Source organism: Antrihabitans stalactiti (assembly GCF_012932915.1).
Classification (GTDB): domain Bacteria; phylum Actinomycetota; class Actinomycetes; order Mycobacteriales; family Mycobacteriaceae; genus Antrihabitans; species Antrihabitans stalactiti.
In genome coordinates this window covers 149,511-175,112 of sequence record NZ_VCQU01000012.1, presented here as the reverse complement: position 1 = coordinate 175,112, position 25,602 = coordinate 149,511, and the positions used below count along the sequence as shown (strand labels likewise).

Sequence of the window (25,602 nt, the reverse complement as noted above, 5' to 3'; positions counted from 1 at the left end):
GTCAATGGCCCATCGCCTCACTCAGATTGCGGCGGTGGGCCATCCATGCAGTGCTGACCTAGGTCACCGGTCGCAGGGACGTGCGGCGCTGTTCCGCCACACAGAGAGTGTGTTTGAGTCAGCTGCAGTCGGAAGGATCTTCAGGAGGAACAGTGGTGGTCGAGGCATCGACTGGTCCGACGTCCGCGGGCGTCGACCTGTACTGGCTACCGCTGGGCGCCGGTGGTCATTCCGTCCGCTGGAATGGGCGGATCTACGAGGCCGTGAGCGCCATGCTCGAACGGCGTAGCGCGTCCAAGCTCTATCACTCGGCCCTGGTGGTTCATGTGCCGCCGCGTTCGTTCGTCGTCGAGATGACTCCGGTGTGGAATGTGGCCGACTGCGATCGCGGCGTGTTCGCCGAGGGTGCAGTCGGTACACGATGGGCTGGGCGCTGGCGACTGTTTCGGTACGAGGTCCATTGTTGGCCGAACGGCACCATTGCGGATATCGCCGAAGCGGTCTCGAGCCCCATACGACTGACGTCCGATGCTGCCGACTGCCGCCGCCTACTCGCCGAACTGCGCGCGCTGCCGACGCCGGTCTGGGGCCGAGACGAATTGCGGACCGGCGAGATGTGGAACTCCAACTCGGTGATTGCCTGGGCATTGGAGCGAGGTGGCCTGGATGCGAACGCGGTACAGCCGCCGACCGGGGGCCGCGCACCTGGGTGGAACGCCGGCGTCGTCGTCGCCCGGGCCGACGATGGGAGTTTCTCGCGACCGCGAAATGTATATTGACTCTCGAGGTAGACCGGTCCGGCGAGCGTAGGCGGGGGCACCGAGAGGTTGGCGATCACGATGCGCGCTGTAGTACTCGACGCCCCCGGACCACCCGAGGCGCTGCAGCTGCGTGACCTCCCCGTCCCCACGCCCCACCCGGGACAAGTGCTCATTCGTGTGAAAGCATTCGGGCTCAACCGATCCGAGCTCCATACCCGGCTCGGCCTCGCCGACGGCGTGACCTTCCCGCGAGTCCTGGGTATCGAAGCCGTCGGCGTCGTAGCCGCATGTCCGGGTGGCGAGTTCGCGGAAGGTCAGCAGGTCGCCGCGATGATGGGCGGAATGGGCCGGACCTACGACGGCGGCTACGCGGAATACACCTGCGTCCCTGTCGGACAAGTGATCCCGTTCGAAAGCAGCCTGGACTGGGCCACCCTCGGCGGCGTCCCAGAAATGCTGCAGACCGCGAACGGGTCGCTGACAATCGGTCTCGATGCCCAACCGGGGCAAGCGATCCTGATTCGCGGCGGGACGTCCTCGGTCGGCATGGCGACCGCAATCCTCGCCAAACGACGCGGTATGACCGTGCTGTCCACGACTCGCAATCCCGCCAAAGCCGCTGCCCTGACGCGAGCAGGCGTCGACCACGTCATCATCGACAACGGCGAAGTTGCCGACCAAGTTCGGGCGATCGTCGACGGTGGCGTCCACGCAGCACTCGAACTGATTGGTACACCGACTCTGCCGGATACATTGCGCGCCACCAGAGTTCACGGCGTCGTCTGTTTCACCGGCATGCTGTCCAACGAGTGGACGGTCGAGCACTTCTACCCTATCGACTACCTGCCTCGCGGCGTCCGGCTCGCGGCCTACGGCGGCGACGCCAGCGACCTCTCGGCTGACGTGCTGCAAGACTTTCTCGACGCCGTCGCTGCAGGCGAGGCAACGGTGCCCGTCCACCGCGTCTTTACCCTGGATCAAGTCCCAGAAGCTCATACGTACATGGAATCCGGCGCGGCGACGGGGAAACTCGTCGTGACCACCTGACGGCCAGCGCGCCGCTCCAGAATTGTCGGTGCAAGCTCCTACTCTGATCCGGTGAAGAGAGCCCGACGACGTACCCGCGCGACGGCGCCCTGGAAAATGCCCGAACTCGCGTCGGGAGAACGGGTCTGGGTGCTAGAGGTGCCGTACAAGGCGCCGACTCCCGGCGCGAAGTACGCTGCGGACCTGAAGGCCTACGTCTTCGTCGGGGCAATGCTTCCACCCGACTTGGCGGGCTACCGATCGAAGCCGTATTCGTATGCGCGCTGGATCGAGGACGAGCTCAACGCCGAAGCCTCTCCTGGAGCGACGGCGTTCCCGAAGCAACCTCGCGTCGAGCAACTTGAAGCGGCGGAAGCCATTGCAACAGCCGCGCTTTCGGGACGTCGAGGTTTCTGGTTGGCCGACGATCCCGGCTGCGGCAAGACGGGATCGGCGGTTCTCGCCGCGAAGGCGGTGCTCAAACAACGTGGCGGGCAGAACGTCCTGATCACCGTCGATCGCCCGTCGTCGATCACGATTCCCGCGTGGCGCGAGTCGATCGCCGCATTCGGTGGCGACGGCGGCTACCGGTGGCTGATCTTGCCGCCCGACCAATTGAAAAAGCTCCTCGGCCCGAACGGTCGGCCGAAATACCATTTCGACGTCGTCATCAACGACGAGGCGCAGCTCTTTCGGCATCTTTCCGCGCAGCGCACTACGTACATGCGCCGCGTGAACAAGTTGACGACGGTGCCGGCAAAGGCGCCGTTCGTCATCACCCTGACCGCGACGCCCGGCCATCATCCCGGCGAATACACCTATCTCTCTTCGCTTCTCGCGCAGGTCTTCGATGAGCCACCTACCGAATGGGCCGACCTCGGCCGCAAACTCGTCACCCTCGACTTCCCGCTGGAACCAGGCTGGGACAAGGGGACGTGGACCTGGACAGCTGAGGCGAAGCAATCGCCTCGGCTGCAGAGCGCGTCGGTGACGCAGGTCAAGGACTGGCTCACCGAATGCGACCCGCCCGTCATGCTGCATCGGGATGCGCCGTGGGGGCCCGCTCCCGTCGAGGGGCTGCCGGTCGAGTTCACACTCGAGCAGTGGGCCGCCTACAACAAGGAGTGGGGCGACTTTCAACGCGAAATGCGGTTGGCACGGACCGGCGACAACAAGGCCCGCGGGCGCGCCGCATTACTTCGGTTCAGGCAGAAAGCAAGCTATCTCCGAGCGGCGCAGACTGCCGAATTGGTGAGTGCGACAGTCGAACGCGGCTACCAAGTACTCGTCGCCGTCGAGCTGGTGACCACCGCCGCCGATCCGGTCGCGACCTTGCTCGAGCAACAGGGCATCGGCGTCTCGCGCATCTTCGGGACAGGCGACCTCGAACGCGAGCGTTTGCTGTTCCAACGCGGCGAGAACCGCGTCGTCGTATTCAACACGGCTTCTGCCATCAACTTGCAAGCCGGCGAACTGATGGCCGATGGAACGCGAGCGTCGACGGCGAAACGGATCGGCTACTTCCATCAACCGCGCTATTCCGGCATTCATGCTCGCCAGACGATCGGGCGCGCTCACCGCGATTACCAAACGTGTCCATGGAGCCTGCTGTACGCAGTCGGGACCGTGGAGGAAGCCGCTGCGAAGACGATGGTCGATCGACTCCTCGTCACGTCGGCGAGCGTGGCGGGCGACGTGACTGCGCTGCGCGACATAGCTGCGCTGTTCAATGCCGATTGGTTGCCGGAGGACGTTTTCGACTGACGGCAGACTCGGCCGTCGTTGACAGACTGGCCGCGGGCGCGTTCACTGGAGGTTCAGTCGCAGCAAGTCACGTCCTCGGCACTGCGCGTCAACGAACCCATTGGCCGAGCGGTGAGCGCGGCAAAAATGATGAACCACAACGTGCGGCACAGTGCTGCGGGTGTTGCCTGGACCCTTGTTTTCGCCTACATCCTCGCCGAAATTGCGACGGCATATGCGTGGAAGGTTCCATACAGCTTTCGACACGACACCATCAGTGATCTCGGCGTCACCGCATGCACGCCGAACATGTGCTCACCGCTGCACCTGCTGATGAACTCGACTTTCGTCGCGCTCGGACTGCTGACCATCATCGGCGCCGTGCTGTTCCGCGGCTACGTTCCCCACGGATACCGGCAATGGTGGATCGTCTCACTTGCCATCCTCATCGGAATGAGCACCGCTGCAACTGGATTCGTTCCCAGCAACAATGGGATCGTCGTCCACCTGCTCGCAGTGCTGCCGGGATTCATCTCCCGGCATATCGTGCTGATCCTGCTCGCGATCTGGTTGTGGAACCAACGTCGCCTCGTCGCCGTGTGGTCGGCGACGTGCGCCCTGACCGGACTTGTCGGCGGCGTCCTCCTGATGGGCTCCGCTGTCCAGATCGGGATCAGCGAGCGACTTGTGTTGTACCCGTTGCCGGCTTTCATGGCCGTCACCGGCGCCGCAGTGCTGTCGACGACGCTGACGAACGCCGTTTCCGAACGTTATCGCCGATTGGTGCCGATTCGAGCCCACTGAGCGTTTGGATAGTCCCTCCTGGGGGCATTCACGATTCACGGATATCGAACAAGGAGAAGGCAATGCGATTAGGAACCAGGCGTGAGAGAAGTTTCGGCGGGGTTCGCCAGACGCGGGGCGGCGGGATGGGCGTGCGGAGGTGGCTACCTGCTTTGGTGTTGTTGTGGTTGGTGATCGGCGCGATCGCTTGTGGGCAACGCGGGTACTTCACCGACCCAGAGGCGAACTGTTCCAGTACGGGCACAGTCGCCGTCACGGTAATTGCAGGGCCGTTGAACTACTTCGGCGTCAACCCGAAGGTCACCGACTGCAACATGCCCGAGCTGCCGCAGCCCAGCCCCTAACCGATGGCTGACGCACAGAACAGAGTCTTCGAGCGGTTCGCGCGGGCCGGTTATGTGATGAGCGGGCTTGTTCACCTGCTCATCGGCTACATCGCGATCCGGCTTGCGGTCGGCGGTGCCGGCGGCACCGCCGACCAATCAGGGGCCCTCGCTGAATTGGCGGCGAAACCGGGAGGCAAAGCGGCGCTCTGGGTAGCTGTGGTCGCCTTTTCGGCGATGGCGCTGTGGCGGCTCGTGGAAACGGCACTCGGCCGCTCGAGCGACCCGGACTCCAAGGACGTATCGGTGATGGACCGGGTCAAGTCGTTTGCGCTGGCCGTGGTCTATGGCGCCTTTGCGTTCTCTGCGTTCGGGTTCGCCCGTGGTGGCGGCAAGTCCAGCGGCGAGCAGAACTCGGGGGTCAGCGCACGGCTGATGACGTCTACTTCCGGCAAAGCATTGCTCATCGCAGCAGCGCTGGTCATCGTTGGCGTCGGCGGCTATCACGTCTACAAGGGGGTCAGTAAGAACTTCCTGAAGGACCTCCACGGCGCCTCGAGTGACCTCGTACGACGGATGGGGATAGTCGGATACATCGCAAAGGGCTCGGTCATCGTGGGTGTCGGGGTGGTGGTCGTGATCGCGACCGTCAATTCCGAACCCGAGAAGGCGACCGGACTCGATGGCGCACTCAAAACGCTGGGAGCGCAGACCTACGGGATGGCGCTACTTGTGATCGCCGGCATCGGGATCATCACCTACGGCCTCTACAGCTTCGTCATGGCCAGGCAGGCGAGAATGTAGCTCTCGCCAATCGCGATATGCCTCGACAGCTTTGGGCAGCGTCATGAAGATCCGGTCTTCGCCGACGATGTCGACGAATCCGGCTGCGGCCAGCGAATCGCGCAAGTCCTGTTTGACCCTTGCCATCCCGAACACGATGTTGTTGCTGGTGAGATCCTTGTGCAGCTGAGTGAGCGCGTCGACGGCGGTCAGGTCGACCTCGACGTTGGCTTCGGCGTTGAGGACGAACCACCGCGTCGACGGGTCCAGCGAAGCCACGGCACGCTCGCGAAAGTTCTCCGCATTCGCGAAACACAACGGAGCGTCGTACCGGTACACCAACAATCCGGGAACCGGAGTGGCGTCGGCGTAATCGTCGAGATCGTGCATCCCTGCCACCCCGGGGACGAAGCCGAGAATGGCGTCGTGCGGGCGGGCGACGCGGCGTAGCAGGTCCAGGATCGACAACGTAATTGCGACGAGAACGCCGTACAACACGCCAAGCGCAAGGACCGCTACCGTCGTGAGCAGCGCGAGCGCCAACTCCGATTTCCGGAACTTGGCAATGCGCCGCAATTCACCGATTTCGATGAGGCGGATTGCCGCGTAGATGACCAACGCACCGAGCGCCGCTAGCGGAAACACCGCCAAAACGCCACGCGCAGTGAGAATCGCGACCAACACGGTCACCAGCGCGACCAACGAATACAGCTGGGTGCGGCTGCCCAGGGCATCGCCGATCGCGGTCCGGCTGCCGCTGCTGCTGACCGGGAATCCGTGCATCAGACCCGCTGCCACGTTGGCTGACCCGAGTGCGGCAAGTTCGATGTTGGCATCGATATCCTGGCCCGCTCGGGCGGCGAAGGACCGTGCGGTCAGGACGTTGTCGCAGAACGCGACGATCGCGATCCCGAAGGCAGGCAGTGCCAACTGCGTCAGATCATCGATCGAGACACCGGCCAGACCTGGAACCGGAAGACCGGCAGGAATCGCTCCAACGACGCGAATACCGCTGTCCTGCAAGCTGAATATTGCGACGACTGCGGTGGCGACCAACATGCCGATGAGCGGTCCGGGCACTCGCGGCGCGAAGCGAGCGAACAGCAGGAGCGACACGAGTACCGGGAGTGCCAGCGCCACCGTCGGCCAATGAACAGAGCCGAGGTGTGTGGCGAACGAGCGCAGTTCATCGAAGAACGACTCGCCGTGCACCGAGATCCCGGTGACCTTGCCCAACTGGCTCGAGATCATCATCAACGCGATGCCAGCCATGTACCCGACCAACACTGGCTTCGACAGCAGGTCTGCAAGAAAGCCCAGCCGGGCGAGTCTGCCGATCAGGCACAGTCCGCCGACGATGACCGCGAGGATCGCGGCCAGAGCCGCATAATGTTCGGAGTTGCCGGCCGCGAGCGGCGCCAACGCGATCGCCGTCATCAATGCCGTCGTCGACTCCGGACCGACCGACAGCTGCCGCGACGAGCCGAGCACCGCGTACAACGCCAAAGGTCCTATGACGGTCCACAATCCAACGACCGGGGGCAGGCCTGCCACCGTTGCGTATGCCATGACTTGCGGCACCAAGTACGCCGCGACCGTGATACCTGCGATCACGTCGCCGCGTAACCAGCTGCGCTGATAGCCCTGCAACTGCGCGATGCCCGGCGCGAACTTCGACCACTGCATAGCTAGGTCACGAGCGTCGTTGCGGCCGTGCGGATTTGCTCGGGTATCGCCACCGGCTGCCGAGTTTCGCGGTCGACGTAGACGTGGACGAATCGTCCTGTCGCGGCAAGTTCCTGGTCGGCAGTGTCGCGAAAGATGGCTAGTGAGTACACGATGCTGCGGTTGCCGAGCCGTTCGATCGACAGGCCGACGAGCAACTTCTCTGGGAAACTCAGCTGGCTCACGTATTGGCACGACGTCTCGGCGACGATCCCGATCGCCGGCAGCTCCCGAATGTCGGTGCCCGTCGTCTCGATCAACCACGCATTCACCGCGGTGTCGAAGTACGAGTAATACGTGACGTTGTTGACGTGGCCATAGTGATCGTTGTCCGACCACCGTGTTGCGACCGGCCACAACACGGGGAAATCGGCAGCTTGCTTGTTCGCAGTCATCGGAGCAAAACGATAGCTCAGTCGAACACGATTACTTGCCTGATGGCATGGCCTGCCGCCAACTCGTCCATACCCTGATTGACCTGGTCGAGCGTGATGTGCGACGAGATGAGCTTCTCGACCGGGAACCGTCCCTCGCGCCACATTTGCGCGTACATCGGAATGTCCCGCGCGGGCACCGCCGAACCGAGGTAACTCCCGATGATGGTCCGCGCCTCGGCAACCAGCAGCAGCGGCGAAATCTCGGACCGCGCCTCTGGGGCAGGCAGACCGACCGTCACCGTCGTACCCCCCGGCGCTGTTGCGCGGACGGCGGCTTCGAATGCGCGAGCATTGCCTGCTGCCTCGATAACCAGGTCGGCCCTGATTCCCTGTTCGGCGGCCTCGGCTGGTGTGTACACCTGGGTGGCGCCCAACTCCGTTGCAGCTGCGAGCTTCTCGGGAACACCGTCGACGCCGATCACGTCGCCGAGACCCAATGACACAGCAGTGAGCACCGCTGCCATACCTACTCCCCCGAGCCCGACGACCATGATGGAATCACCCGCAACGGGCTTGCCCGCGTTGATGATTGCGCCACCGCCGGTCAGCACCGCGCAGCCGAGCACCGCCGCGATCTCAGGTGGAATGTCGTCGTCTACCGCGACTACCGACCGCTGGTCGACGACGGCGTGGGTCGCAAACGCCGAGACTCCGAGGTGATGGTGGACGTCGACGCCGTCTCGGTGGAGTCGACGCTCACCGCCGAGCAACGTCCCTGCGTTGTTGGCACTGCTGCCGGGAACGCACGGTCTGCGCCCGTCGGTGGCACAGCCTGCGCAATCGCCGCAGCGTGGCAGGAACGTCATGACCACGCGCTGACCGAGCAACTCGTCGGCGACGCCCGCGCCGATGCCCTCGACGCGGCCGCACGCCTCATGACCGAGCAACATCGGCACCGGCCGAACCCGGTTTCCGTCGACGACGGACAGGTCGGAGTGGCACAGCCCGGCGGCCTCTATGCGGACGAGCAATTCACCCGGCCCTGGGGCGTCGAGTTCGAGCTCCGAAATCGAAATCGGAGTCGACTCGGCGAACGGTGATTGCTTGCCGATCTCGTTCAGTACGGCGCCACGAATCTTCACCAGACCAACCTAGCCTGGCGCGGCTGTGGCGCTAGAGGATATAGAGCATCTCCTGGTAAGTCGGAAGCGGCCACAGGTCGTCGGCGACGATCCCTTCGAGCTTGTCGGCCGCCGCGCGAACCGCCGCCATGGCGGGCAACAGTTCGTCACGTGCGTGCGTTGCCTCCTCGAGCGCCGATTCGCCGCCGCCTGTGGTGAGCGCGTCCTTCAAAGTGGCGAGTGCCGTGCGCAGCGCAGCAATCGGTTCCGAGACGGCGACCAGCGGCTCGATATCTGCTTCCACACCCGCGGCCTTGAGTGCGGAAACGTTCTGCGCAACTTCGGTCTGATGACGAACGGCCGCCGGAAGCACCAGCGTCGTACCCATTTCCAGGGTCAGACGGGCCTCCACGCCGATGGTGAGCGCGTACTGCTCGAGCCCGACTTCGTAGCGGCTGTGCATCTCTCGGTGGTTGAAGACCTTGTACTTCTCGAACAGTTCCATCGATGGCTCGGTGATAAGTTCGGGCAGCGCGTCGAGCGTGGTGCGGAGATTGGGCAGCCCGCGCGACGCCGCTTCGATCTGCCAGTTGTCGGAGTAGCCGTCACCGTTGAACACCACTGCCCCGTGGTTGGTGATGATCTCCGTGAGCAAATCCTGCACCGCAGTGTCGAATTCGACGCCACTGGCGACAGCGGTCTCCAACTCGGTCGCGATGTAGTCCATCGCCTCGGCCATGATCGTGTTGATGGTGACCATCGGGCCATTGACCGTCTGCATCGACCCTGGCGCGCGGAATTCGAACCTGTTGCCCGTGAACGCAAATGGGCTGGTCCGGTTGCGGTCGCCCGGATCGGTCGGGAGCACGGGCAGGGTGTCGGCACCGATCATCATGGTGCCCTTGCCCTTCGACGACGTCGCCGCGCCTTTCGCAATCTGCTCGAACACGTCCGCGAGCTGGTCGCCGAGGAAGATCGAGATGATCGCAGGCGGAGCCTCGTTGGCGCCGAGGCGATGATCGTTGGTCGCCGATGCGACCGAGGCGCGCAGCAAGCCGCCGTACTTGTGGACCGCACGGATGACAGCGGCGCAGAACACGAGGAACTGTGCGTTGTCGTGCGGATTGTCGCCTGGCACGAGGAGACTGCCGAGCTCGGAGTTTCCGATCGAGAAGTTCACGTGCTTGCCCGAACCGTTGACACCCTCGAACGGCTTCTCGTGGAACAGACACTCCATGCCGTGCTTCTTCGCGATGGTCTTGAAGGTGGTCATCAGCAGCTGCTGATGGTCGGCCGCGATGTTGCCACGCTCGAACATCGGCGCGATCTCGAACTGGCCGGGCGCGACTTCGTTGTGCCGCGTCTTCGCCGGAATGCCCAATTTGAACAGCTCACGCTCGGTGTCCATCATGAAGCCCAGCACGCGCTCGGGTATCGCGCCGAAGTAGTGGTCGTCGAACTCTTGCCCCTTCGGCGGCTTGGAACCGAACAATGTACGGCCGGCGTTGAGCAGGTCGGGCCGCGCGAGGAAGAAGTGCCGGTCGACCAGGAAGTATTCCTGTTCCGGGCCGCAGAAGGAGACGATCTGTGCAGGGTTCTCGTGCCCGAACAGCTTCAGAATTCGCTCGGCATGCTTGCCCATTGCCTGCTGCGAGCGCAGGAGCGGAGTCTTGTGGTCGAGCGCGTCGCCGGTCATCGAGACGAAGACTGTCGGGATGCAGAGCGTGTTGCCGTTCGGGTTCTCCAGGACGTACGCGGGACTGGTGACGTCCCACCCTGTGTAGCCGCGCGCCTCGAACGTGTTGCGCAGACCGCCGTTCGGGAAGCTCGATGCGTCGGGCTCGCCTTGAATCAGCGTCTTGCCAGCGAACTCCGCGAGGGCAGACCCGTCGCCGACCGGCTCGAGGAAGCTGTCGTGCTTCTCGGCGGTCAGGCCGGTGAGGGGGTAGAAGACATGCGCGTAGTGGGTCGCACCCTTCTCCAGTGCCCAGTCCTTCATGGCGGAGGCGACAGCGTCGGCGACGACCGGGTCGAGTTTGACGCCGTCTTCGATCGTGGCAATCACCGATTTGTACACCGATTTCGGCAGTCGCTTCTGCATGACCGCTTTGTTGAAGACGTTGGCGCCGAACACCTCTCCGGGCGTCTCGGACTCCGTGAAGCTGACTGCTGGGGGCAGGTACGCCTCTACATCTTTGATCGCCTGCAGGCGGACAGTATTCCCACTCATTTCAGACACTCCTCTAACCGGCAATACGCAGTCGACATACTGCGGACCCGGCGAACATTACGAAGTGGTCGTGGCGAGCATGTTTCCTCGCTGTGACGATCTCGATTGGGCAACCTGTCAGCAACTGGCGGGAGGACGTATTCCGAACGGCCAGTGCCAGTTTCGCCAAATCGAGCTATGGTGGTTGAGCGCCCGCCCCGTCGATTGTGGCGGCGCTTCAGATGCGTGAACCAGCCGCAAGCCAGGTGGAACACCAATGAATCACACTATCGACACGTCCGATCTCGATCTCGCCATCAAGGCTCTAGCCGAGGCATTGCAGCCAAAACCGACGCTCAGTCGCGTCGAACAACTGCACCGCTTCATGTCACCGTGCTACGGCGCGAAAGCCAATGCCGCGGAGGCCCTTGTCGTGTTGAGCCATACTTCGCTCGGCTGACTACGCCGCCCGTTTTGCTTGGTAGGCAATGGGATACAAGCGCGCCTTGGCTGGTATCAACGGCACCGTGCGCCGAACGACGGCGCCGAGTGCGCGCAGGGCCAGTTCGTCGCGCCGGGTCCATTTCATCCCGAGCAATTCGCGGACCTGGGGTGGCAGCAGTCCGACGGTCGTCAGCCCGAACGCAGATCGCCCCAGCGGGCGTCCCACGATGCGCCACACGCCGTGGGGCAACGGCCACCATGGCGGCGGGTCGACCTCGCGAAGCGATACCGCATAGAGGACGTCACGGACCGTTTCGTTGTCCTCGAGGCGTTCGCGCAGCATGGCCTCGGCATATTCTTCGAAACCCTCGAGGGTTTCCGGCATGTCCCGGTCGCGAATGCCAAGGACCAGACCGAGCTGACGCCATTCGGCGTAGAACTCCGCCTGCTGGGCTCGAGTCAACGGCGTGCCGAAGTACTTCTCGATCTGGACCGTCGACATGAACAGCGTCGCGTGGACCCAGAAGTAGGCTTCCGGATTCAGTGCGTGGTACCGCCGACCTTGGGCGTCGACACCTTTGATCGCCTTGTGAAAGTCACGTAGGCGTGCAGCCTCTGCGATCGCATCTTCGCCGCCGAAGATCTGGGTGAACAGCGAGTCGGTCGTCCGGTCGAGGCGACCCCATGGGTCCTTGCGAAAGATCGAGTGGTCCTTCACGCCTGCACCGACGACGGGGTGCGCGACCTGCAGAATCAAGGCGCTGCCCGCCCCGAGAAGAGCGGTCCTGCTGCCGGAGATCTGCCAGCTCAGCGATTCGGCGCCGAGCGGTTCTACTCGGGGTGACGCTTCCGCAAGTGCGGCCATTCGAGCTCCTCTTTGAGAGAATGATGCTCAAAGCGTCTCATCGTTGCGCAGTAACGTCAACCGATACCCTCGAGTCCATGGACCTGCTGGACCGGTTACGCCTCGACGTTCCCATCGCTCAAGCAGGAATGGGTGGCGGACTCGCCGGTGCCCGACTCGCGGGCGCCGTCGCCACAGCAGGCGCACTCGGCACGATCGGGATCCTGCCGCCTGCACAGTTGCGGATTGCGATCGACGAGGTCCGCGCCCAGGCGCCAGACCGTGCAGTCGCGGTGAATTTGCTCATGCCGTTTGTTCGTCGGCGTCACATCGACGTCTGCGTCGGCGGCGGCGTCGACGTTGCGGTGTTGTTCTTCGGTGGTGACCAGCAGGTCGTGTCCGCGCTGCGCGACGCGGGAATTTTCGTTCTCGCGCAAGTCGGGACCGACGACGAAGCGCGCGACGCTCTCGGGTGGGGCGCAGACGGCCTCATCGCCCAAGGTGTCGAGGCTGGCGGGCATTTGCGTGGCACGGTTCGAGCCCTCGATTTCCTCCCGCGAGCGATTGCGATCGCCGGTGGACGTCCAGTTCTCCTGGCTGGTGGCATTGCGACCGGTGCCGACGTGCGCGGCGCACTGGATGCCGGCGCGGCCGCCGTCGTTGCGGGCACGCGGTTCCTGATGACGAACGAGTCCGGCGCACACCGCGGCTACAAGGAGCGACTCGTCGACGCCGAAACTACTGTGGAGACAACACTGTTCGGCCTCGGGTGGCCAGCGCGCCACCGTGTACTGCCCAACGCCGCGACTCGACGCTGGTGCGATGCCGATGGGAGGCCTCGTCGCCTGCCCTCCGCCCTGAACGCGTGGAGCGGGCCGCTCGGGCGAATTGTCCCGAGCAACAACGACGCTGTCATTCGCCTGCAGTGGCCTCGCGTGCCGATGTTCAGCCCCTTGGCTCCGCTGGAAGGGATGCCGGACCGCTGCGTGGAGGCGGGAGCCCTCTACGCCGGTGAATCGGCAGTCCGGATCGCCGACGTCGTATCGGCGCGGGACGCAGTCGACCTTCTCGCCGGGCGGTGAGATAGGCAGAACGACCGATGTCGACCCATGCCGGTCCGCCGCATTCTTATGGCACCCCATTCGGACAAGGCAAGGAATTCTTCATCATGGCAATCGCAGTCGAACTGGACTTCAACGGCGCAACCCTGACGCAGTACGACGAGGTCATCGCAAAGATGGGCTTCGAACCCAACGGCGTCGGCGCGCCCGGCGGGTTGTTCCACTGGGTGACGAAGACCGACAACGGAATTCGCGTCACCGACGTATGGCAATCGGCCGAGCAATTCCAGGCATTCGCCGACGAGCAGATCGGCCCCTTCACCGCGGCGGTCGGCATCACCGAACCCCCGACCATCACGATGCACGAGGTCCACAACTACCTCACCGCCGGCGACAAGTAGGACACTTCGCAGGCTCGCGTCGAGGCACCAACCCCCGTGCGTGAGTTTGGCCCCCAGAGGGGCCAAACTCACGCACAGTTGGAGTGGGGTAGATACCCAGATCTAGCTGCACAAATAATCCTTGCCTCGCACATATGTGCTACGTAAAATAGGTGGCATGGGGTTGGGGGAGGTTCTCGAAGCGATCGGCACGCTCGACACAGTCGAGCCGTGGCGCTACTCCACGACCGAACTCATGGCCGTGCTGCCCACGTTGTCGGGGGCGATCCATTCGTTGGAGGCGTTGCGGGTCGCGTTGGTCGCCGAACTCGACAAACACGGTGTGCCCGGCGGGCTCGGAGCCACCTCGACGGCGACCTGGTTGGCCAACCGCACCTCCCTCTCACCTGGGGAGTCGAACCGGATCCTCAGACTCGGGGTCGCATTGGATGCCCACCCCGAGATCGCCGCGGCATATCAGGCGAAGTTGATCACCGCCGACGCCGCCCGGTTGATCGTGGCGTTCCTGGAAAAACCGCCACCCGGGATGCCGGTGGAGGCGGTGGACTCGGTGCGGGCGTTTCTGCTCGACGCCGCCAAAGGCGGGGATCTGCGGGAGTTGCGGGTGCATATTTCGCGGTTGCGGGAAACGTTCGAGGCCGACGAGACCCCGGCCAGTGAGGACACCGACCGCAACGAGTTCTACGCCTCCACCACACTCAACGGGCGGATGGCGGTCAAAGGGGACTTCGACGCCGAAACCGGGGAAATGCTGTTGGCGGCGTTGTCACCGTTGTCGACGCCACGCCCCACAGATGAAGCGGGTCCAGACACTCGGACTCCGGCGCAGCGGCGGGCGGACGGGTTCACCGAGATTCTGCGTCGCTACCTCGACTCCGGTGCCAGTCCCGACGACGGTGGGGAGCGTCCGCATCTGCATCTGCATATTCAGGCCAATGATTTGGCCGGTCAAGAACCCGCGACGGAGGCGGTGTCGGACAAGCCGGACAATGCCTACTTCTTCGATCTGTTCGGCAAAACGAGTGTGGGGCGGATGCCGTGGATGGGTGCGATGAGCATCGAGTCGGCGCGGCGAATTGCCTGCGACAGTGTGGTGCATCCGATCGTGATGGATGAGAACGGATCGCCATTGAATCTGGGCCGTAGTGTGCGGACGGCGAATCGTAAGCTCCGCCGCGCTCTGGTCGCGCGTGATGGTGGGTGTGCGTTCCGGGGCTGCGGGCGCCCGGCGGCGTGGTGCGATGCGCACCATATTCAGCATTGGGTCGATGGCGGCGCAACGGATTTGGACAACCTGGTGCTGCTGTGCCGGTTCCACCACCGCCTGATCCACCACAGTGAGTGGGAGGTGGTGATGGGTCGAGACCGGCACCCGTGGTTCATCCCACCTGCCAGGATCGATCCGTTGCGAAGACCCATCGCGGCGCACGGCCGCGCGAATCCGCAAGCGGCGTAACGCAACTACACAACCACAGGCTCTGCATCGGACCACGAACCGATGCAGAGCCTGCGTGCGTAGAACCAGGGCCGCGTTAGCGGTGGCTCGCGTCAGGCAGGATCGGCGGGCACACACCGCCGGGGGCGGTGGCCAACTCGAAGTGCCACCACTCGTTGTCGTACATGCGGCACAGGCCGTAGCGACTTCCGTTCGCCTGCAGCCACTGCGCGCCCTGCTGGGGGCCGACGTCGATCGCGTGACCGCTCACGTGCGTGGATTCGTTCGGCGGCAGGACCCAGCGCCGTGCGACGTCCGGACTGCCGTAGGTACGGAGGCCGTCCTGCCACAGGCCTTCCTGCTCTGCAGGAGTGCGGTACCCGGAGACAATCCACAACGGAACGCCCGCACCTTGCGCTTCCCGCTCGGCGAGCGTGTAGGCGAGGGCCAGAGCCGGGTCGAGTCCGTCGGTCCCAGCAGCTGAGCCGGCATTCGGGGCGGCTTGGGCAGTAGGCCCAGCGAGGAGCAGACCGGCAGTCAGGACGAACCCGATCGCGAGCAACTGGACGCACAGGCGGCTGAGCGCACGACGAGCTGACATAGGACATCCTCCGGAGGTCGGTCTGACGGCGAACCCCAGTTAGGGTAACCGCGTGAACGCCGAAGGACCGGCATTGCGTATCGAAACCGACGATCTGTCCTCGCCTGCGGTGGCCGAATTTCTGCTCGACCACCTGACGGAGATGCGCTCGACATCGCCACCGGAAAGTACGCATGCGCTGGGTATCGAGGCGTTGCGCGGGCCGGACATCACGGTCTGGACGGTATGGGCCGACAGGACCCTCGTCGGCTGCGGCGCCGTGCAAGATATCGGCGACGAGCAGTGCGAACTCAAGTCGATGCGGACTTCTCCGCGGCACAAACGGATCGGTGTCGCCTCCGCGCTGCTCGACCACATCCTCACAGAAGCGACGATCCGCGGCTACCGACGGATGTACCTCGAAACTGGCTCGATGAACTTCTACGAGCCAGCCCGCAAGCTCTACCTCAAGAACGGCTTCGAATTCTGCGAACCCTTCGGGCAATACGCCCCAGACCCGAACAGCGTGTTCATGACGAAATCGCTGAGTCGATGAGTAAGTAGTCTTGGCGCATGGCGATGCAGAAGGGGACCAATCTGGCTGTACCCGTCCCGGCCGTCTGGGTCGAGTTGGGTTGGCAAGCAGGCCCAGGCATGCCCGATGCCGATGCGTCCGCTCTGCTGCTCGTACACGGAAAAGTGCGCTCCGACAACGATTTCGTGTTCTACAACCAACCCACACATCCGTCGAACGCCGTCCGGCACGAGGGCAAACACCGTGGTCAGACCGTCGTCGACGTGCTGTCGGTGAGCCTGTCCGCCGTCGAGCCGCAGGTCGATACGATCGTCATCGCTGCGTCGGCTGACGGCGGGACGTTCGGCCAGTTCCGTGGTCTGTACGTCCGCGTCCTGGATGCTGCGACCGGCGGTGAGATCGCCCGTTTCGACAGCACCGACGCGACTTCCGAGACGGCTTTCGTGTTGGGCGAGCTGTACCGGCGCCAAGGCGCCTGGAAGTTCCGCGCTGTCGGTCAGGGTTATGCCACCGGGCTCGCCGGGCTCGCGCGCGATTTCGGCATCACGGTCGACGACGCGCCCGCACCACCCCCACCACCGCCTCCACCACCGATTCGCCCCGAATTCCCTCGGCACGTCTCGCCGCCCCCGCCTCCTCCGCCGTACGCCCAACCGCCGCGGCAACCGGTCAGCTTGGCCAAGGTGACGTTGACGAAGGAGGCGCCTGCGGTTTCGCTGACCAAACAGGGCGCCACGTCGGGCACCATGCGAGTCAATCTCAATTGGGCAGCGCGGCCAGGTGCGGCGAAGGGTCTGTTCGGCAAACGCCGCGCGGGTGTAGACCTCGATCTCGACCTCTGCTGCTTGTGGGAACTCACCGACGGGTCCAAGGGATGTATCCACGCACTGGGTGATTTCGGCGCGCTCGATCGGCCGCCGTTCATCAAGCTCGACAAGGACGACCGCACCGGCGGCAACGTCGCAGGCGAAAATCTCGACATCAACCTCGATTTCACGGCAAAGTTCCGGCGTATCCTCGTATTCGCCGAAATCTACGACGGCGCACCCGATTTCCGTGGGGTGCACGCGACGGCGACGCTGTATCCGGTGAATTCTGCGCCAATCGAGATGATGGTCGACGATTGCTACGACGCCTCTCGGAACGTCGTCCTCGCACTGATCGAGAACATCAACGGTGAGCTAGTCGTCCGCCGCGAAGGCCGTTTCATCCTTCCTCCGCCGGACAAGGTGCGGTGGGGAAAGGTCAACGTCGACAAGGCGTACGGCTGGGGCTTGGACTGGGTTGCCACGAAAGGAAAGAGTTGAACAAGCAGGAAGCGGGTCGTCTCGCTGAGCAACGCCTCGACGAGTGGCAGCGTTCGGTCACCTATGAGAATCTCGCATTCGCGGACGAGCACTCGTCTTCGACGTCGAGCGAGGTCCGCGTAGGCGACGTCGCCTATGAAGTCACGTTTACTGTGTACCGCGAGCAACGAGAATCCGCTTACACAATGTCAGTCCGGGTGACCGAAGTCGGGAAACGCTCGCTCTTCCGATCGGCAGTGAGCCGACACGGGCGAAAGCACCCGGACGGCAGGTTCTCTCTCGGCGCCTAGAAAGGGCATCATGCGACCGCTCGGTCCCGACGATCCGCGGATGATCGGTGAATACCGGCTGCTCGGTGTCTTGGGCGCGGGCGGAATGGGACGCGTCTACCTGGGTCGCAACTTCGGCGGTCGGACGGTCGCGGTCAAGGTCGTGCGACCTGAGCTTGCCGACGATGCGACGTTCCGGATGCGCTTCGAGCGCGAGGTCACCGCCGCCAGCCGGGTGGGCGGCCAGTACACCGCTGCTGTGTTGGGTGCGGACGTGAATGCCACTTCTCCGTGGGTCGCTACCAGCTACGTCGCCGGTTTGTCGCTGCAGGAAGCAATCGCCGACCACGGACCGCTGCCGGAGCAGTCGTTACGCGTCCTGGCAATCGGGTTGGCCCGAGCGCTGATCGCCGTGCACGCGGCGGGCATCATTCACCGAGACCTCAAGCCGTCCAACGTGATTCTCGCCCTCGACGGTCCGAAGGTCATCGACTTCGGCATCGCACGGGCCGCGGACGCCAGCGTGCTGACCACCACGGGAAGCGTTATCGGCTCGCCAGGGTTCATGTGTCCCGAGCAGGTGACGGGTTCGCGTGCGATCGGTCCGTCGGGTGACGTCTTCTCCCTCGGCGGTGTGCTCGTCTACGCCGCGACCGGTCAGGGCCCCTTCGGTGAGGGCGACACCATGGCGATGCTGTGGCGCGTCGTGCAGGAACCAGCGCGGCTCGACGGCGCGCCCGAAGCGCTGCAGCCTCTCCTGGCGGCGTGCCTCGAGAAGGACCCCGAATTACGCCCGACGCCAAGGCAAATCGTCGCGCAGCTGGTCCAGGACGGCGAGCCGCAACCGCTCGGTTGGCTGCCGGGCCCGATTCTCGAAGAAGTGAGCCGTCGCGCGGTCGGACTGCTCGACCTCGAAACCGGTGAACACCACGGTGCGGCCGATCCCCCATCGTCGCCGCAGATCGCGACTCGACCAAATGTCCCGACCTTCTCGAGAGACATCGCCGACCGCCCGGCTGCCCAGCCGACCGAGGTGCGCCACGCTCCGCCTCCTGCGAGCAAAAACCAACGGCCGCTGATGATCTTCGGCGCATTCGCGATCGGCATCGCCGTCGTACTCGCGATCGTCGTTGCGGTCACCCTGATGGGTCGGTCGTCGTCGGACAAGAACAGCACCGACACAGCGGTGACCGAGGCCACCTCAGAGACCGCCGCAGTCGTCGCCACAGGGTCCCTGCCGACGAGTTTCGAGGGCGAATGGACGGGATCCGCAAGCGACGGACTTGCCACCTACGCGATCGAGCTCACGCTCTACGCGGGCAATGTCGGTGACCAGGTCGGGTCGTCGGCCAACACCGGCGAACTCACCAACACGCGATGCGAGCGCACGGAGACGCTCACCGGCGTCAGTGAAACCGAGATCACCTTGGAGGCAAAGCTTTCCGGTGGCAGCACGCAGTGCCTCGACGACGGGTCGACGTCGACCGTGACGCTGCAGCCGGATGGATCGATGTCGTACTCGATGTCCGGACCGGTCGGCAACATCTCCGGAACACTGGCGAAGAAGTAGCCGATTACGCCGCCAGGGCCGCGTAGCGACCGTTGGCGTCGAGAAGGGTTTCGTGGTTTCCGGATTCGATGATCTGGCCCTGGTCGAGCACGGCGATCGTGTCCGCGTCGCGCACAGTCGACAAGCGGTGGGCGATGGTGATCGTCGTTCTGCCGGAGGCGAGTTCGTCGAATGCCCGTTGGACGGCGCGCTCGGTCTCGGTGTCGAGAGCGCTGGTGGCCTCGTCGAGAATGAGCACTCGAGGATTGCGCAACAGGGTCCGGGCTATCGCGATTCGCTGTTGCTCGCCACCGGAGAAGCGATGACCGCGCGATCCGACGACCGTGTCGTATCCGTCGGGCAACTCCATGATGAAGTCGTGCAATTGCGCAGCGCGGGCGGCGGTTTCGATTTCGGCGTCGGTCGCGTCGGGTTTGGCGTAACGAAGGTTCTCGCGCACGGTCGTGTGCAGTAGGTAGGTCTCCTGGCTGACGACGCCGACAATCGATGCGAGATCGGTCGACCGCATGTCTCGAACATCGACGCCATCGATCGTGACGCGACCGAACGTCGGATCGTAAAGGCGCGCAAGCAAAGCTGCGAGCGTGCTCTTGCCGGACCCCGTCTCCCCCACGATTGCCAGCGTCGTTCCCGCGGGAACGTCCAGCGTCACACCGGCCACGGCAGCGGTATCGCTGCCCGCGTAAGCGAAGGTGACTTCTTCGAAGCGGACGTGTCCGGCGACCGCAGCGGGATCGATCTCGACCGGGTCCGCAGGCTCGTCGACGTCGATTCGCAGATCGAGGTATTCGAAGATTCTGGCGAACAACGCGAGCGAACTGGCAAGGGAGACGCCGACGTTGAGCAGACCCATCAGCGGCCGGAACAGCCCTGCCTGCAAGGCGGTGAACGCGACCAGCGTGCCGATCGTCATCGTGCCTGCCGTCATCGGCAGACCCGCGCTCAGGTAGATGATGGCAGGGACCGCGGCAAAGATGATGCTCATCGACGACATTCGCCAGCGACCCGCCAGCTCGGACCGCAGTTCGAGATCGATCAGTCTCCTAGACGAGGCGGTGAACCGTTCGATCAAAGCGGCTCCGGCGCCCATCGTCTTGCTCAGCTGGATTCCGCTGATCGAGAGTCCTTCTTCGATCGTCACGTTCAAGTCTGAAAGCTCGCGTTGCCGTTGCGCCGTGATCGCGCGACGCATGCGAGCGACCTTGCGTGTCAAGTAGATTGCAGGCGGCATGACGATCAATGAGATCAGCGAGAGCCGCCAGGACAATGCGGCCATCGCGACGGCGGTGGCGATGGAAGTTGTGAGATTGGACGCGACGGAGCTGGCCGTCGACGTGACGACAGCTTGCATGCCGCCGATGTCGTTGGTGATGCGGGACTGCACCTCACCCGTGCGGGTGTGCGTGAAGAACGCGATCGACTGTCGCTGCAAGTGCGTGAAGACGTCGGTGCGCAACGCGTGCATGACCCGTTGGCCGACGGTCGTGCTGATCCAGGTCTGCGCGACGCCGAAGATTGCGGTCACGGCGGCGACGGCAACCATGCCGATCACCAACCAGACGAGCAGCCGTAGATTCTGCTGCGGCAGCGCGACGTCGATGACTGCGCGCAGGAGGAAGGGCGAAGCCATGGCGACGATCGACGATGCGACGATGATCGCGGTAACTATTGCCAGCGACCACCGGTAGGGCGTGAACAGCCGCCACACCCGGCGTAACGAGACCTCGCGGGCCTGTGCCTTCTCGGTCTGCGTAATCGATTTGGGTCGTTCCAAGCGAACCACCTCGTTTCGTTCTTGGTAATGCTGAGGCTACCTCAACATGAGGTAACAACACGAGTCGCTGATACGCTATTCCGCATGTCCGTCGACGACGCGCTCTCGGAGTCGTTCTGGTCCGTCGCCCGTCGGCTCCGGCGGCTGTGGCGGGAAACCCTTGCCCCCTGGGACATCACGCCGTCGCATTCGCGAGCGCTCGGCGTACTCCTGCGGCACGGCACGATGCGGCTGAGCGAATTGACCGATCACCTCCACATTGCAGCACGCTCGACGACCGAGGTGGTCGACGGTTTGCAGGACCGCGGACTCATCGAGCGCCGACAAGACCCCGACGATCGGCGAGCAACGCTCGTTGCACTGACCGAGAAGGGTGAACAGATCGGCAGTGCAATTCAGGATGCTCGCCGCGCCGAGACCGAAGCGTTCTTCGGGGTCCTCAGTGAGGCCGACCGTGCGCACCTCGCCCGCATCTTGGGTGATCTGCTCGCCTGAGCTAAACCTGGCTTAGGTTAGGCTTACCGTCATGCGCATTCACGCTGTTACCGACATCGCTGCGTCCCCACAGGCCGTGTTCACCGTCCTCGCAGATTCGGCGATCATGCCGAAATGGCGAGCCGACCTGGTGTCTTTCGACGCCGTCGACGATTCGCCTTGGGGTGTCGGGAAGAAGTTTCGCCAGGTCCGTAAGGCGGGTCTAGGCAATGTCACCTCGACGGCGGAATTGACGCAGTACGAGCCCGGCAACATCCTTGCCATCAAGAGCGACGACAGCGACGTCAAGGCACTCGGAGCATGGAAGCTGGCGCCGTCGAAGGATGGAACCCGGTTCGAACTCGACATCGCCATAGACGCTGCGGGTATCAAAGGTTTCGCGTTCAAGCTCATCGAGAAGATGGCGAACAAGCAGGCCGCCAAGGACCTCGTTGAATTCAAGTCGATCGTCGAGCAGAGTGCTGCCAGCTGACTTCTGCTACGCCTCGTGGCCAGGTTCGAGGTCGGCGACGTCAGAGGTCGTCACGATGTCTTCCTTGGCCCCGACGTCGCCGCCCTCGGGTTCGAGTAGAAATCCGACATGATCGCCGAAATCGACTGTGTGGACGATTCGGCCGCTGAACCAGGCGAGTGCGTCGGTGAGAACCGGCAGCTCGTGCGGCCCGGTGGTCCAGGCGCATCGGGCGAACTTGTCGACCTCGTCACCGGTGCTGCCGCCGAACAATTCTGCCAAAGCTACGTCGTCGGATGAAACCAGATGGACCGCAAGGTGTTGCGCGTTACGTGCAACGCGATAGGTGAAGTTCTTGTTCGACAGACCGACGAGAAACCGCGGCGGATCCATGCTCACTTGCGAAGCGAAGCCGACCAAGCAACCGGCCCGCTCCCCCGCTGCGTGCACAGTGACGATGAACACCGGAGAGTCCAGCAGCGCAACGAATTTCTCGAATGCGCTGCTGGATTGGGGGTCGTCCGTCACATTTGCGCCTGTTTAGTAGTAGTGCGCGCGACCGCCGACGGGACGGCCGATGCCGCCGAGCAGCGCGAGCACGGCGCCGACGACGAGCAACACGATACCGATCGTCCACAGAATCGGAATGCCGAGCAAGAATCCGGCAAGTAGCAGAATCAGTCCAAGGGCAATCATGGCAACCTCGCTTCACAGGGGCCAGTCCGCTGTTGAACCAACCCTCTATTGAGGGACTACCCGGATTCCGTTGCCATAAAACAAGTCTCCTACCCCGTCGCGCCCGCAACGACGCGGCTACCGTAGCGGGCCCTAGCGTCGGCCGGCGTGATCGTCGTTGCCCGCAGCGGCGGTTCTGCGTGGATGTGCCGCTCCAGTACCTGCTTCGTCATCGGTGCCAGGGTGCCGAGAAGCGCCAGTTTGGCTCGATCGCCTTGTAGCCCCCTAATCGCGACGCGCATCGCGCGGGTGTAGGTCGCGTCGAGCACACGAGGCTGATCGAAACGACCCATGTCTCGCATCCATTGTGGCAGCGTCGCGATGACCGCCGGCGCGAGCAAGCGACTACCGGCCCACAGCTTGAGCTTTCCGTTTGCGCGAGGGGTGTGCAGTAAGTAGTGCATTCCTTCGTCGGCCCGCTCGGACGTGCACAGCTGCGGACGTACCGCGGCAAAGTACTCGCGTACCTCGGCGCGGGAGGTCGGGACATCGGCGGGCTTGCACGTCTGCAACTCTGCGGCGACGACGCAGTCGGCCCAATACTGCTGTTCCTCGGCCGGCGAGAGCGGCCCAGGACCGAACATCTCGTAGCATTTGAGAACCGAATGCCAACCGGTGACGTGGATCCACAGTTGCGACGCGGGATTGTTCGCGCTGTAGCGTTTGCCGCTGATCGGCTCGATCCCGGTTGCCTTTGCGTGGACCGTCATCAGGTGATCTGCCACCTCGATCGCGGTACGCCCGTCTGCGACCGCGACGGTCAAGAAGTACGCGAGCGTCCGGTCGAGACGACCCTGTGGATCCTTGTAGATGCCCTGCATATCCGCGACCGCCGCGGCGAGGTTGGGATCGAAATGTTCGAGGACGACCGACCGTTGAAAGCCCACGATGGCAGTCGGGCTGGTCCACACCTTCCAGGTGGGCGATCCGGGACCGAAGAATCCGTAGTCCTCACGCGTGCGGGTCGTCCCCATCGGGCAGCTCGCTCCAGTGCTCACAATCGCTCTCCTTCGAACATTTTCTACGCCATCGTAGCAATTTTCTACGGCACCGTAGTAATATTTGCAAGGTGAGTCCTCGAGAGCAGCCCGCGCGCGTTCCGCGTCGCAACGGTCCGCGCCTTCCGCCCGAGGAACGACGCGAGCAATTGCTCGACGCAGCGTTGGTGGTCCTTGCTGCCGACGGGCTCCCCCAGCTGACGATGGAAGCCGTCGCCAAACAAGCCGGTGTCGCCAAACCGGTGCTCTACGCGATGTATCCGACGCGCGCGGAGTTGGTCGCTGCGCTACTCACCCGCGAGCGCGAACGCGGCCTCGAGCAAGTATCGGCGGCGATGCCGACGCAACTGCTCTCCAATCCAGAGGCCGCGTACGCGGAGACGATCAAGGTCTTCCTGAACGCCGTCGTCGCCAATCCGGATCGATGGCGGCTGATTCTCGACGCCGGTGAAGGCGCACCGCCGGACTTTCGCGAGTATCTCGCCAAGGCGCGTGCCGACATCGTCGAGCGTGCGATCGGACTCGCCCATATCGGTCTGGCTCTCCGTGGCGGTCCGATCGACATCGACTACGAACTGGTCGGGCACACGATGCTCGGCATAGCGGAACTAGCTGGGCGACTGGTGATTTCGGACCCGACGCACTTCACGCCGGAACGCCTCGCAACCTTTGTCGCCACCATAGCCTCAGCGATTCCGACCAGCTTCCAACCACCACCCTCGTGAGTCTTTTTGGAGTCCAGGGACTCCAAAAAGACTCACGAGGGTGTGCGGACTGAGTTACTCGCCGAGGACGATGATCGCCAGACGAACCATCCGCTCGGTGGCGACGCTGCGCGGAATGGTCGGTGCGATCGCGTGCGCCACGACGAGACGGGCGATCGTGTCGGCAAAGATGGTGGCGTCCTCGGGGTCGACCGTCGGTCGAATCTCGGTAATGATCTTGGTCAGATGCTCGACGGTCTGCTCGTTGACGAGCCGCACCAGAACAACGAGCTCTTCCCTGTTGGCCCAACCCGACAGGACCGTCTGGATGAGCGGTTCGTCGACCATGTCGAAGAACATGTCCAAGGCTTTGCGAACTGCAGGCTCGAGCTCGCCATCGAGCAACACCGCTTCGACTGCGTCCAACAGCGTTTCGAGACGGCTCAGGATGTAGGCCTCGGCGATCGACTGGCGAGATCCGAACTCGTTGTAGACCGTTTGCCGACTGACCCCGGCAGCTTTGGCGACCGTCGAGATACTTGTTGCGGCCCAACCGTTTCGGCGCACAAGTTCATCCACAGCGACGAGCACCGTCTCACGCAACAGGTTACGTGCCGCCTGCGCGTACGGGAGTGCTGGAATCTTGTCGCCGATCATCGAACGCCAGTGTATTGGGCTTCACAGGTTCAGGTCGACATTGGAGCACACCGAACCGTGACGTGAGTCTTTAAGCTCGTTGCCGTGAGCCGAATCACCCGCATCCAAATTCTCACCGTCGCCGCAATCGCAAGCGGAACGCTGATGCTGAGCGGGTGCGGAAAGTCCGCGGACAACCCCAGCGGACAGCAAGCGACCACCGTCACGTTCGCCATCACCGACGGTCACAAGACCAGCGGTCCCGACACGATCGACGCCAAATCCGGTGAAACGCTTACCCTCGAGGTGACGTCCAACGTCGCCGACGAGCTACACGTCCACGGCTACGACAAGGAGCTCGAGCTGGCGCCGAACGCCACTGCCCGCCTCACCTTCACCACAGACATTCCAGGAACGTTCGAGATCGAGCTGCATTCGACTGACTCCGTGGTCGCATCGCTGCGGGTCAATCCGGGGCGAGCGTAGCGACG

General features: G+C 63.7%; 29 protein-coding genes. 18 read left to right on the top strand and 11 right to left on the bottom strand.

Annotation, left to right across the window (positions count from 1 at the left end; translation table 11 throughout):
* The first annotated feature begins 155 nt into the window (after positions 1 to 155).
* The 6 genes from FGL95_RS27705 to FGL95_RS27680 all read left to right on the top strand — a co-directional run bounded on the left by FGL95_RS27705 (position 156) and on the right by FGL95_RS27680 (position 5,461).
* Positions 156 to 779 (top strand): hypothetical protein, encoded by a 624-nt coding sequence (locus FGL95_RS27705; RefSeq protein ID WP_169593433.1) that lies wholly within the window; start codon positions 156 to 158, stop codon positions 777 to 779.
* A gap of 60 nt (positions 780 to 839) precedes the next feature.
* Complete coding sequence (locus FGL95_RS27700) at positions 840 to 1,808, top strand: zinc-binding alcohol dehydrogenase family protein (RefSeq protein WP_240963347.1); 969 nt, start codon at positions 840 to 842, stop codon at positions 1,806 to 1,808.
* 51 nt (positions 1,809 to 1,859) lie between these two features.
* The gene (locus tag FGL95_RS27695) at positions 1,860 to 3,551 is read left to right on the top strand and encodes a DEAD/DEAH box helicase (protein WP_338080058.1); all 1,692 of its coding nucleotides are present in this window, start codon (positions 1,860 to 1,862) and stop codon (positions 3,549 to 3,551) included.
* Positions 3,552 to 3,662: 111 nt separating this feature from the next.
* Positions 3,663 to 4,334: a DUF998 domain-containing protein gene (locus FGL95_RS27690; RefSeq protein ID WP_338080057.1), complete on the top strand. Its 672-nt coding sequence runs from the start codon at positions 3,663 to 3,665 to the stop codon at positions 4,332 to 4,334.
* Positions 4,335 to 4,459: 125 nt separating this feature from the next.
* Positions 4,460 to 4,678, top strand: coding sequence for a hypothetical protein (locus FGL95_RS27685; protein WP_169593536.1), 219 nt, complete (start codon positions 4,460 to 4,462; stop codon positions 4,676 to 4,678).
* Positions 4,679 to 4,681: 3 nt separating this feature from the next.
* Positions 4,682 to 5,461 carry a DUF1206 domain-containing protein gene (locus tag FGL95_RS27680; protein ID WP_169593430.1) on the top strand — a complete coding sequence of 260 codons (780 nt, stop codon included), beginning with the start codon at positions 4,682 to 4,684 and terminating at the stop codon, positions 5,459 to 5,461.
* Here FGL95_RS27680 and FGL95_RS27675 read toward each other — a convergent pair.
* The 4 genes from FGL95_RS27675 to FGL95_RS27660 are packed head-to-tail and all read right to left on the bottom strand — an operon-like array spanning position 5,384 to position 10,893.
* Positions 5,384 to 7,126 (bottom strand): SulP family inorganic anion transporter, encoded by a 1,743-nt coding sequence (locus FGL95_RS27675; RefSeq protein WP_169593428.1) that lies wholly within the window; start codon positions 7,124 to 7,126, stop codon positions 5,384 to 5,386. The two genes, FGL95_RS27680 and FGL95_RS27675, sit on opposite strands and share 78 nt — an antisense overlap.
* 2 nt (positions 7,127 to 7,128) lie before the next feature.
* Positions 7,129 to 7,560: an acyl-CoA thioesterase gene (locus FGL95_RS27670; protein WP_169593426.1), complete on the bottom strand. Its 432-nt coding sequence runs from the start codon at positions 7,558 to 7,560 to the stop codon at positions 7,129 to 7,131.
* 17 nt (positions 7,561 to 7,577) lie between these two features.
* Positions 7,578 to 8,684 (bottom strand): zinc-binding dehydrogenase, encoded by a 1,107-nt coding sequence (locus FGL95_RS27665; RefSeq protein ID WP_169593424.1) that lies wholly within the window; start codon positions 8,682 to 8,684, stop codon positions 7,578 to 7,580.
* A 31-nt stretch (positions 8,685 to 8,715) separates the two neighbouring features.
* Complete coding sequence (locus FGL95_RS27660; protein WP_169593422.1) at positions 8,716 to 10,893, bottom strand: glutamine synthetase III family protein; 2,178 nt, start codon at positions 10,891 to 10,893, stop codon at positions 8,716 to 8,718.
* Positions 10,894 to 11,149: 256 nt separating this feature from the next.
* Here FGL95_RS27660 and FGL95_RS27655 point away from each other — a divergent pair, with 256 nt between their 5' ends.
* Positions 11,150 to 11,332, top strand: a complete 183-nt coding sequence (locus tag FGL95_RS27655; protein WP_169593421.1) for a hypothetical protein — start codon at positions 11,150 to 11,152, stop codon at positions 11,330 to 11,332.
* Here FGL95_RS27655 and FGL95_RS27650 read toward each other — a convergent pair whose 3' ends face one another.
* Complete coding sequence (locus tag FGL95_RS27650) at positions 11,333 to 12,181, bottom strand: oxygenase MpaB family protein (protein WP_169593419.1); 849 nt, start codon at positions 12,179 to 12,181, stop codon at positions 11,333 to 11,335.
* 77 nt (positions 12,182 to 12,258) lie between these two features.
* Between FGL95_RS27650 and FGL95_RS27645 the strand changes: the two genes are divergently transcribed.
* From FGL95_RS27645 to FGL95_RS27635, 3 genes are all read left to right on the top strand, one after another.
* Positions 12,259 to 13,242 carry an NAD(P)H-dependent flavin oxidoreductase gene (locus FGL95_RS27645; protein WP_169593417.1) on the top strand — a complete coding sequence of 328 codons (984 nt, stop codon included), beginning with the start codon at positions 12,259 to 12,261 and terminating at the stop codon, positions 13,240 to 13,242.
* A gap of 86 nt (positions 13,243 to 13,328) precedes the next feature.
* Positions 13,329 to 13,622, top strand: a complete 294-nt coding sequence (locus FGL95_RS27640) for a hypothetical protein (protein ID WP_169593416.1) — start codon at positions 13,329 to 13,331, stop codon at positions 13,620 to 13,622.
* A gap of 157 nt (positions 13,623 to 13,779) precedes the next feature.
* Positions 13,780 to 15,078, top strand: coding sequence for an HNH endonuclease signature motif containing protein (locus FGL95_RS27635; RefSeq protein ID WP_169593414.1), 1,299 nt, complete (start codon positions 13,780 to 13,782; stop codon positions 15,076 to 15,078).
* 76 nt (positions 15,079 to 15,154) lie between these two features.
* On the opposite strand, the gene FGL95_RS27630 is transcribed toward FGL95_RS27635, so the two are convergent.
* Positions 15,155 to 15,658, bottom strand: a complete 504-nt coding sequence (locus FGL95_RS27630) for a M15 family metallopeptidase (RefSeq protein WP_169593412.1) — start codon at positions 15,656 to 15,658, stop codon at positions 15,155 to 15,157.
* Between the two features lie 52 nt (positions 15,659 to 15,710).
* On the opposite strand from FGL95_RS27630, the gene FGL95_RS27625 reads away from it, so the two are divergent.
* From FGL95_RS27625 to FGL95_RS27610, 4 genes are read left to right on the top strand one after another with little or no spacing between them, the layout of a single operon-like run.
* On the top strand, positions 15,711 to 16,193 hold the full coding sequence (locus tag FGL95_RS27625; RefSeq protein WP_338080056.1) for a GNAT family N-acetyltransferase: 483 nt from the start codon (positions 15,711 to 15,713) through the stop codon (positions 16,191 to 16,193).
* A gap of 17 nt (positions 16,194 to 16,210) precedes the next feature.
* Positions 16,211 to 17,479, top strand: a complete 1,269-nt coding sequence (locus tag FGL95_RS27620) for a TerD family protein (RefSeq protein ID WP_169593411.1) — start codon at positions 16,211 to 16,213, stop codon at positions 17,477 to 17,479.
* Positions 17,476 to 17,769 (top strand): hypothetical protein, encoded by a 294-nt coding sequence (locus tag FGL95_RS27615; protein WP_169593409.1) that lies wholly within the window; start codon positions 17,476 to 17,478, stop codon positions 17,767 to 17,769. Before FGL95_RS27620 ends, FGL95_RS27615 begins: the two co-directional genes overlap by 4 nt.
* Positions 17,770 to 17,779: 10 nt before the next feature.
* Positions 17,780 to 19,318: a serine/threonine-protein kinase gene (locus tag FGL95_RS27610; RefSeq protein WP_169593407.1), complete on the top strand. Its 1,539-nt coding sequence runs from the start codon at positions 17,780 to 17,782 to the stop codon at positions 19,316 to 19,318.
* A 4-nt stretch (positions 19,319 to 19,322) separates the two neighbouring features.
* Here the strand turns inward: FGL95_RS27610 and FGL95_RS27605 are convergent, their stop codons facing one another.
* Positions 19,323 to 21,092: an ABC transporter ATP-binding protein gene (locus FGL95_RS27605; protein ID WP_169593405.1), complete on the bottom strand. Its 1,770-nt coding sequence runs from the start codon at positions 21,090 to 21,092 to the stop codon at positions 19,323 to 19,325.
* Positions 21,093 to 21,176: 84 nt separating this feature from the next.
* On the opposite strand from FGL95_RS27605, the gene FGL95_RS27600 reads away from it, so the two are divergent.
* Positions 21,177 to 21,587, top strand: a complete 411-nt coding sequence (locus tag FGL95_RS27600) for a MarR family winged helix-turn-helix transcriptional regulator (protein WP_169593403.1) — start codon at positions 21,177 to 21,179, stop codon at positions 21,585 to 21,587.
* 31 nt (positions 21,588 to 21,618) lie between these two features.
* Positions 21,619 to 22,059: an SRPBCC family protein gene (locus tag FGL95_RS27595; protein WP_169593401.1), complete on the top strand. Its 441-nt coding sequence runs from the start codon at positions 21,619 to 21,621 to the stop codon at positions 22,057 to 22,059.
* Positions 22,060 to 22,065: 6 nt separating this feature from the next.
* Here the strand turns inward: FGL95_RS27595 and FGL95_RS27590 are convergent, their stop codons facing one another.
* The 3 genes from FGL95_RS27590 to FGL95_RS27580 form a co-directional block, all read right to left on the bottom strand.
* Complete coding sequence (locus tag FGL95_RS27590) at positions 22,066 to 22,566, bottom strand: flavin reductase (RefSeq protein ID WP_169593399.1); 501 nt, start codon at positions 22,564 to 22,566, stop codon at positions 22,066 to 22,068.
* Positions 22,567 to 22,578: 12 nt separating this feature from the next.
* Complete coding sequence (locus FGL95_RS27585; RefSeq protein WP_169593397.1) at positions 22,579 to 22,734, bottom strand: DUF6131 family protein; 156 nt, start codon at positions 22,732 to 22,734, stop codon at positions 22,579 to 22,581.
* A gap of 89 nt (positions 22,735 to 22,823) precedes the next feature.
* Positions 22,824 to 23,747, bottom strand: coding sequence for an oxygenase MpaB family protein (locus FGL95_RS27580; RefSeq protein ID WP_169593532.1), 924 nt, complete (start codon positions 23,745 to 23,747; stop codon positions 22,824 to 22,826).
* A 95-nt stretch (positions 23,748 to 23,842) separates the two neighbouring features.
* Between FGL95_RS27580 and FGL95_RS27575 the strand changes: the two genes are divergently transcribed.
* Positions 23,843 to 24,496, top strand: a complete 654-nt coding sequence (locus tag FGL95_RS27575; RefSeq protein WP_169593395.1) for a TetR family transcriptional regulator — start codon at positions 23,843 to 23,845, stop codon at positions 24,494 to 24,496.
* Positions 24,497 to 24,550: 54 nt separating this feature from the next.
* Here the strand turns inward: FGL95_RS27575 and FGL95_RS27570 are convergent, their stop codons facing one another.
* Positions 24,551 to 25,132, bottom strand: a complete 582-nt coding sequence (locus FGL95_RS27570) for a TetR/AcrR family transcriptional regulator (RefSeq protein WP_169593393.1) — start codon at positions 25,130 to 25,132, stop codon at positions 24,551 to 24,553.
* An 84-nt stretch (positions 25,133 to 25,216) separates the two neighbouring features.
* Between FGL95_RS27570 and FGL95_RS27565 the strand changes: the two genes are divergently transcribed.
* Complete coding sequence (locus tag FGL95_RS27565; protein WP_169593391.1) at positions 25,217 to 25,597, top strand: cupredoxin domain-containing protein; 381 nt, start codon at positions 25,217 to 25,219, stop codon at positions 25,595 to 25,597.
* Positions 25,598 to 25,602: the final 5 nt, after the last annotated feature.

What these genes read in the sequence shown, in the direction of transcription:
- FGL95_RS27655 (WP_169593421.1), top strand. Translation starts at nt 11,150, where the DNA reads ATGAATCACACTATCGACACGTCCGATCTCGATCTCGCCATCAAGGCT.
- FGL95_RS27630 (WP_169593412.1), bottom strand. Translation starts at nt 15,658, where the DNA reads ATGTCAGCTCGTCGTGCGCTCAGCCGCCTGTGCGTCCAGTTGCTCGCG.
- FGL95_RS27660 (WP_169593422.1), bottom strand. Translation starts at nt 10,893, where the DNA reads ATGAGTGGGAATACTGTCCGCCTGCAGGCGATCAAAGATGTAGAGGCG.
- FGL95_RS27650 (WP_169593419.1), bottom strand. Translation starts at nt 12,181, where the DNA reads ATGGCCGCACTTGCGGAAGCGTCACCCCGAGTAGAACCGCTCGGCGCC.
- FGL95_RS27700 (WP_240963347.1), top strand. Translation starts at nt 840, where the DNA reads ATGCGCGCTGTAGTACTCGACGCCCCCGGACCACCCGAGGCGCTGCAG.
- FGL95_RS27610 (WP_169593407.1), top strand. Translation starts at nt 17,780, where the DNA reads ATGCGACCGCTCGGTCCCGACGATCCGCGGATGATCGGTGAATACCGG.
- FGL95_RS27645 (WP_169593417.1), top strand. Translation starts at nt 12,259, where the DNA reads ATGGACCTGCTGGACCGGTTACGCCTCGACGTTCCCATCGCTCAAGCA.
- FGL95_RS27620 (WP_169593411.1), top strand. Translation starts at nt 16,211, where the DNA reads ATGGCGATGCAGAAGGGGACCAATCTGGCTGTACCCGTCCCGGCCGTC.
- FGL95_RS27595 (WP_169593401.1), top strand. Translation starts at nt 21,619, where the DNA reads ATGCGCATTCACGCTGTTACCGACATCGCTGCGTCCCCACAGGCCGTG.
- FGL95_RS27680 (WP_169593430.1), top strand. Translation starts at nt 4,682, where the DNA reads ATGGCTGACGCACAGAACAGAGTCTTCGAGCGGTTCGCGCGGGCCGGT.
- FGL95_RS27675 (WP_169593428.1), bottom strand. Translation starts at nt 7,126, where the DNA reads ATGCAGTGGTCGAAGTTCGCGCCGGGCATCGCGCAGTTGCAGGGCTAT.
- FGL95_RS27580 (WP_169593532.1), bottom strand. Translation starts at nt 23,747, where the DNA reads ATGGGGACGACCCGCACGCGTGAGGACTACGGATTCTTCGGTCCCGGA.
- FGL95_RS27640 (WP_169593416.1), top strand. Translation starts at nt 13,329, where the DNA reads ATGGCAATCGCAGTCGAACTGGACTTCAACGGCGCAACCCTGACGCAG.
- FGL95_RS27600 (WP_169593403.1), top strand. Translation starts at nt 21,177, where the DNA reads ATGTCCGTCGACGACGCGCTCTCGGAGTCGTTCTGGTCCGTCGCCCGT.
- FGL95_RS27570 (WP_169593393.1), bottom strand. Translation starts at nt 25,132, where the DNA reads ATGATCGGCGACAAGATTCCAGCACTCCCGTACGCGCAGGCGGCACGT.
- FGL95_RS27670 (WP_169593426.1), bottom strand. Translation starts at nt 7,560, where the DNA reads ATGACTGCGAACAAGCAAGCTGCCGATTTCCCCGTGTTGTGGCCGGTC.
- FGL95_RS27585 (WP_169593397.1), bottom strand. Translation starts at nt 22,734, where the DNA reads ATGATTGCCCTTGGACTGATTCTGCTACTTGCCGGATTCTTGCTCGGC.
- FGL95_RS27685 (WP_169593536.1), top strand. Translation starts at nt 4,460, where the DNA reads ATGGGCGTGCGGAGGTGGCTACCTGCTTTGGTGTTGTTGTGGTTGGTG.
- FGL95_RS27635 (WP_169593414.1), top strand. Translation starts at nt 13,780, where the DNA reads ATGGGGTTGGGGGAGGTTCTCGAAGCGATCGGCACGCTCGACACAGTC.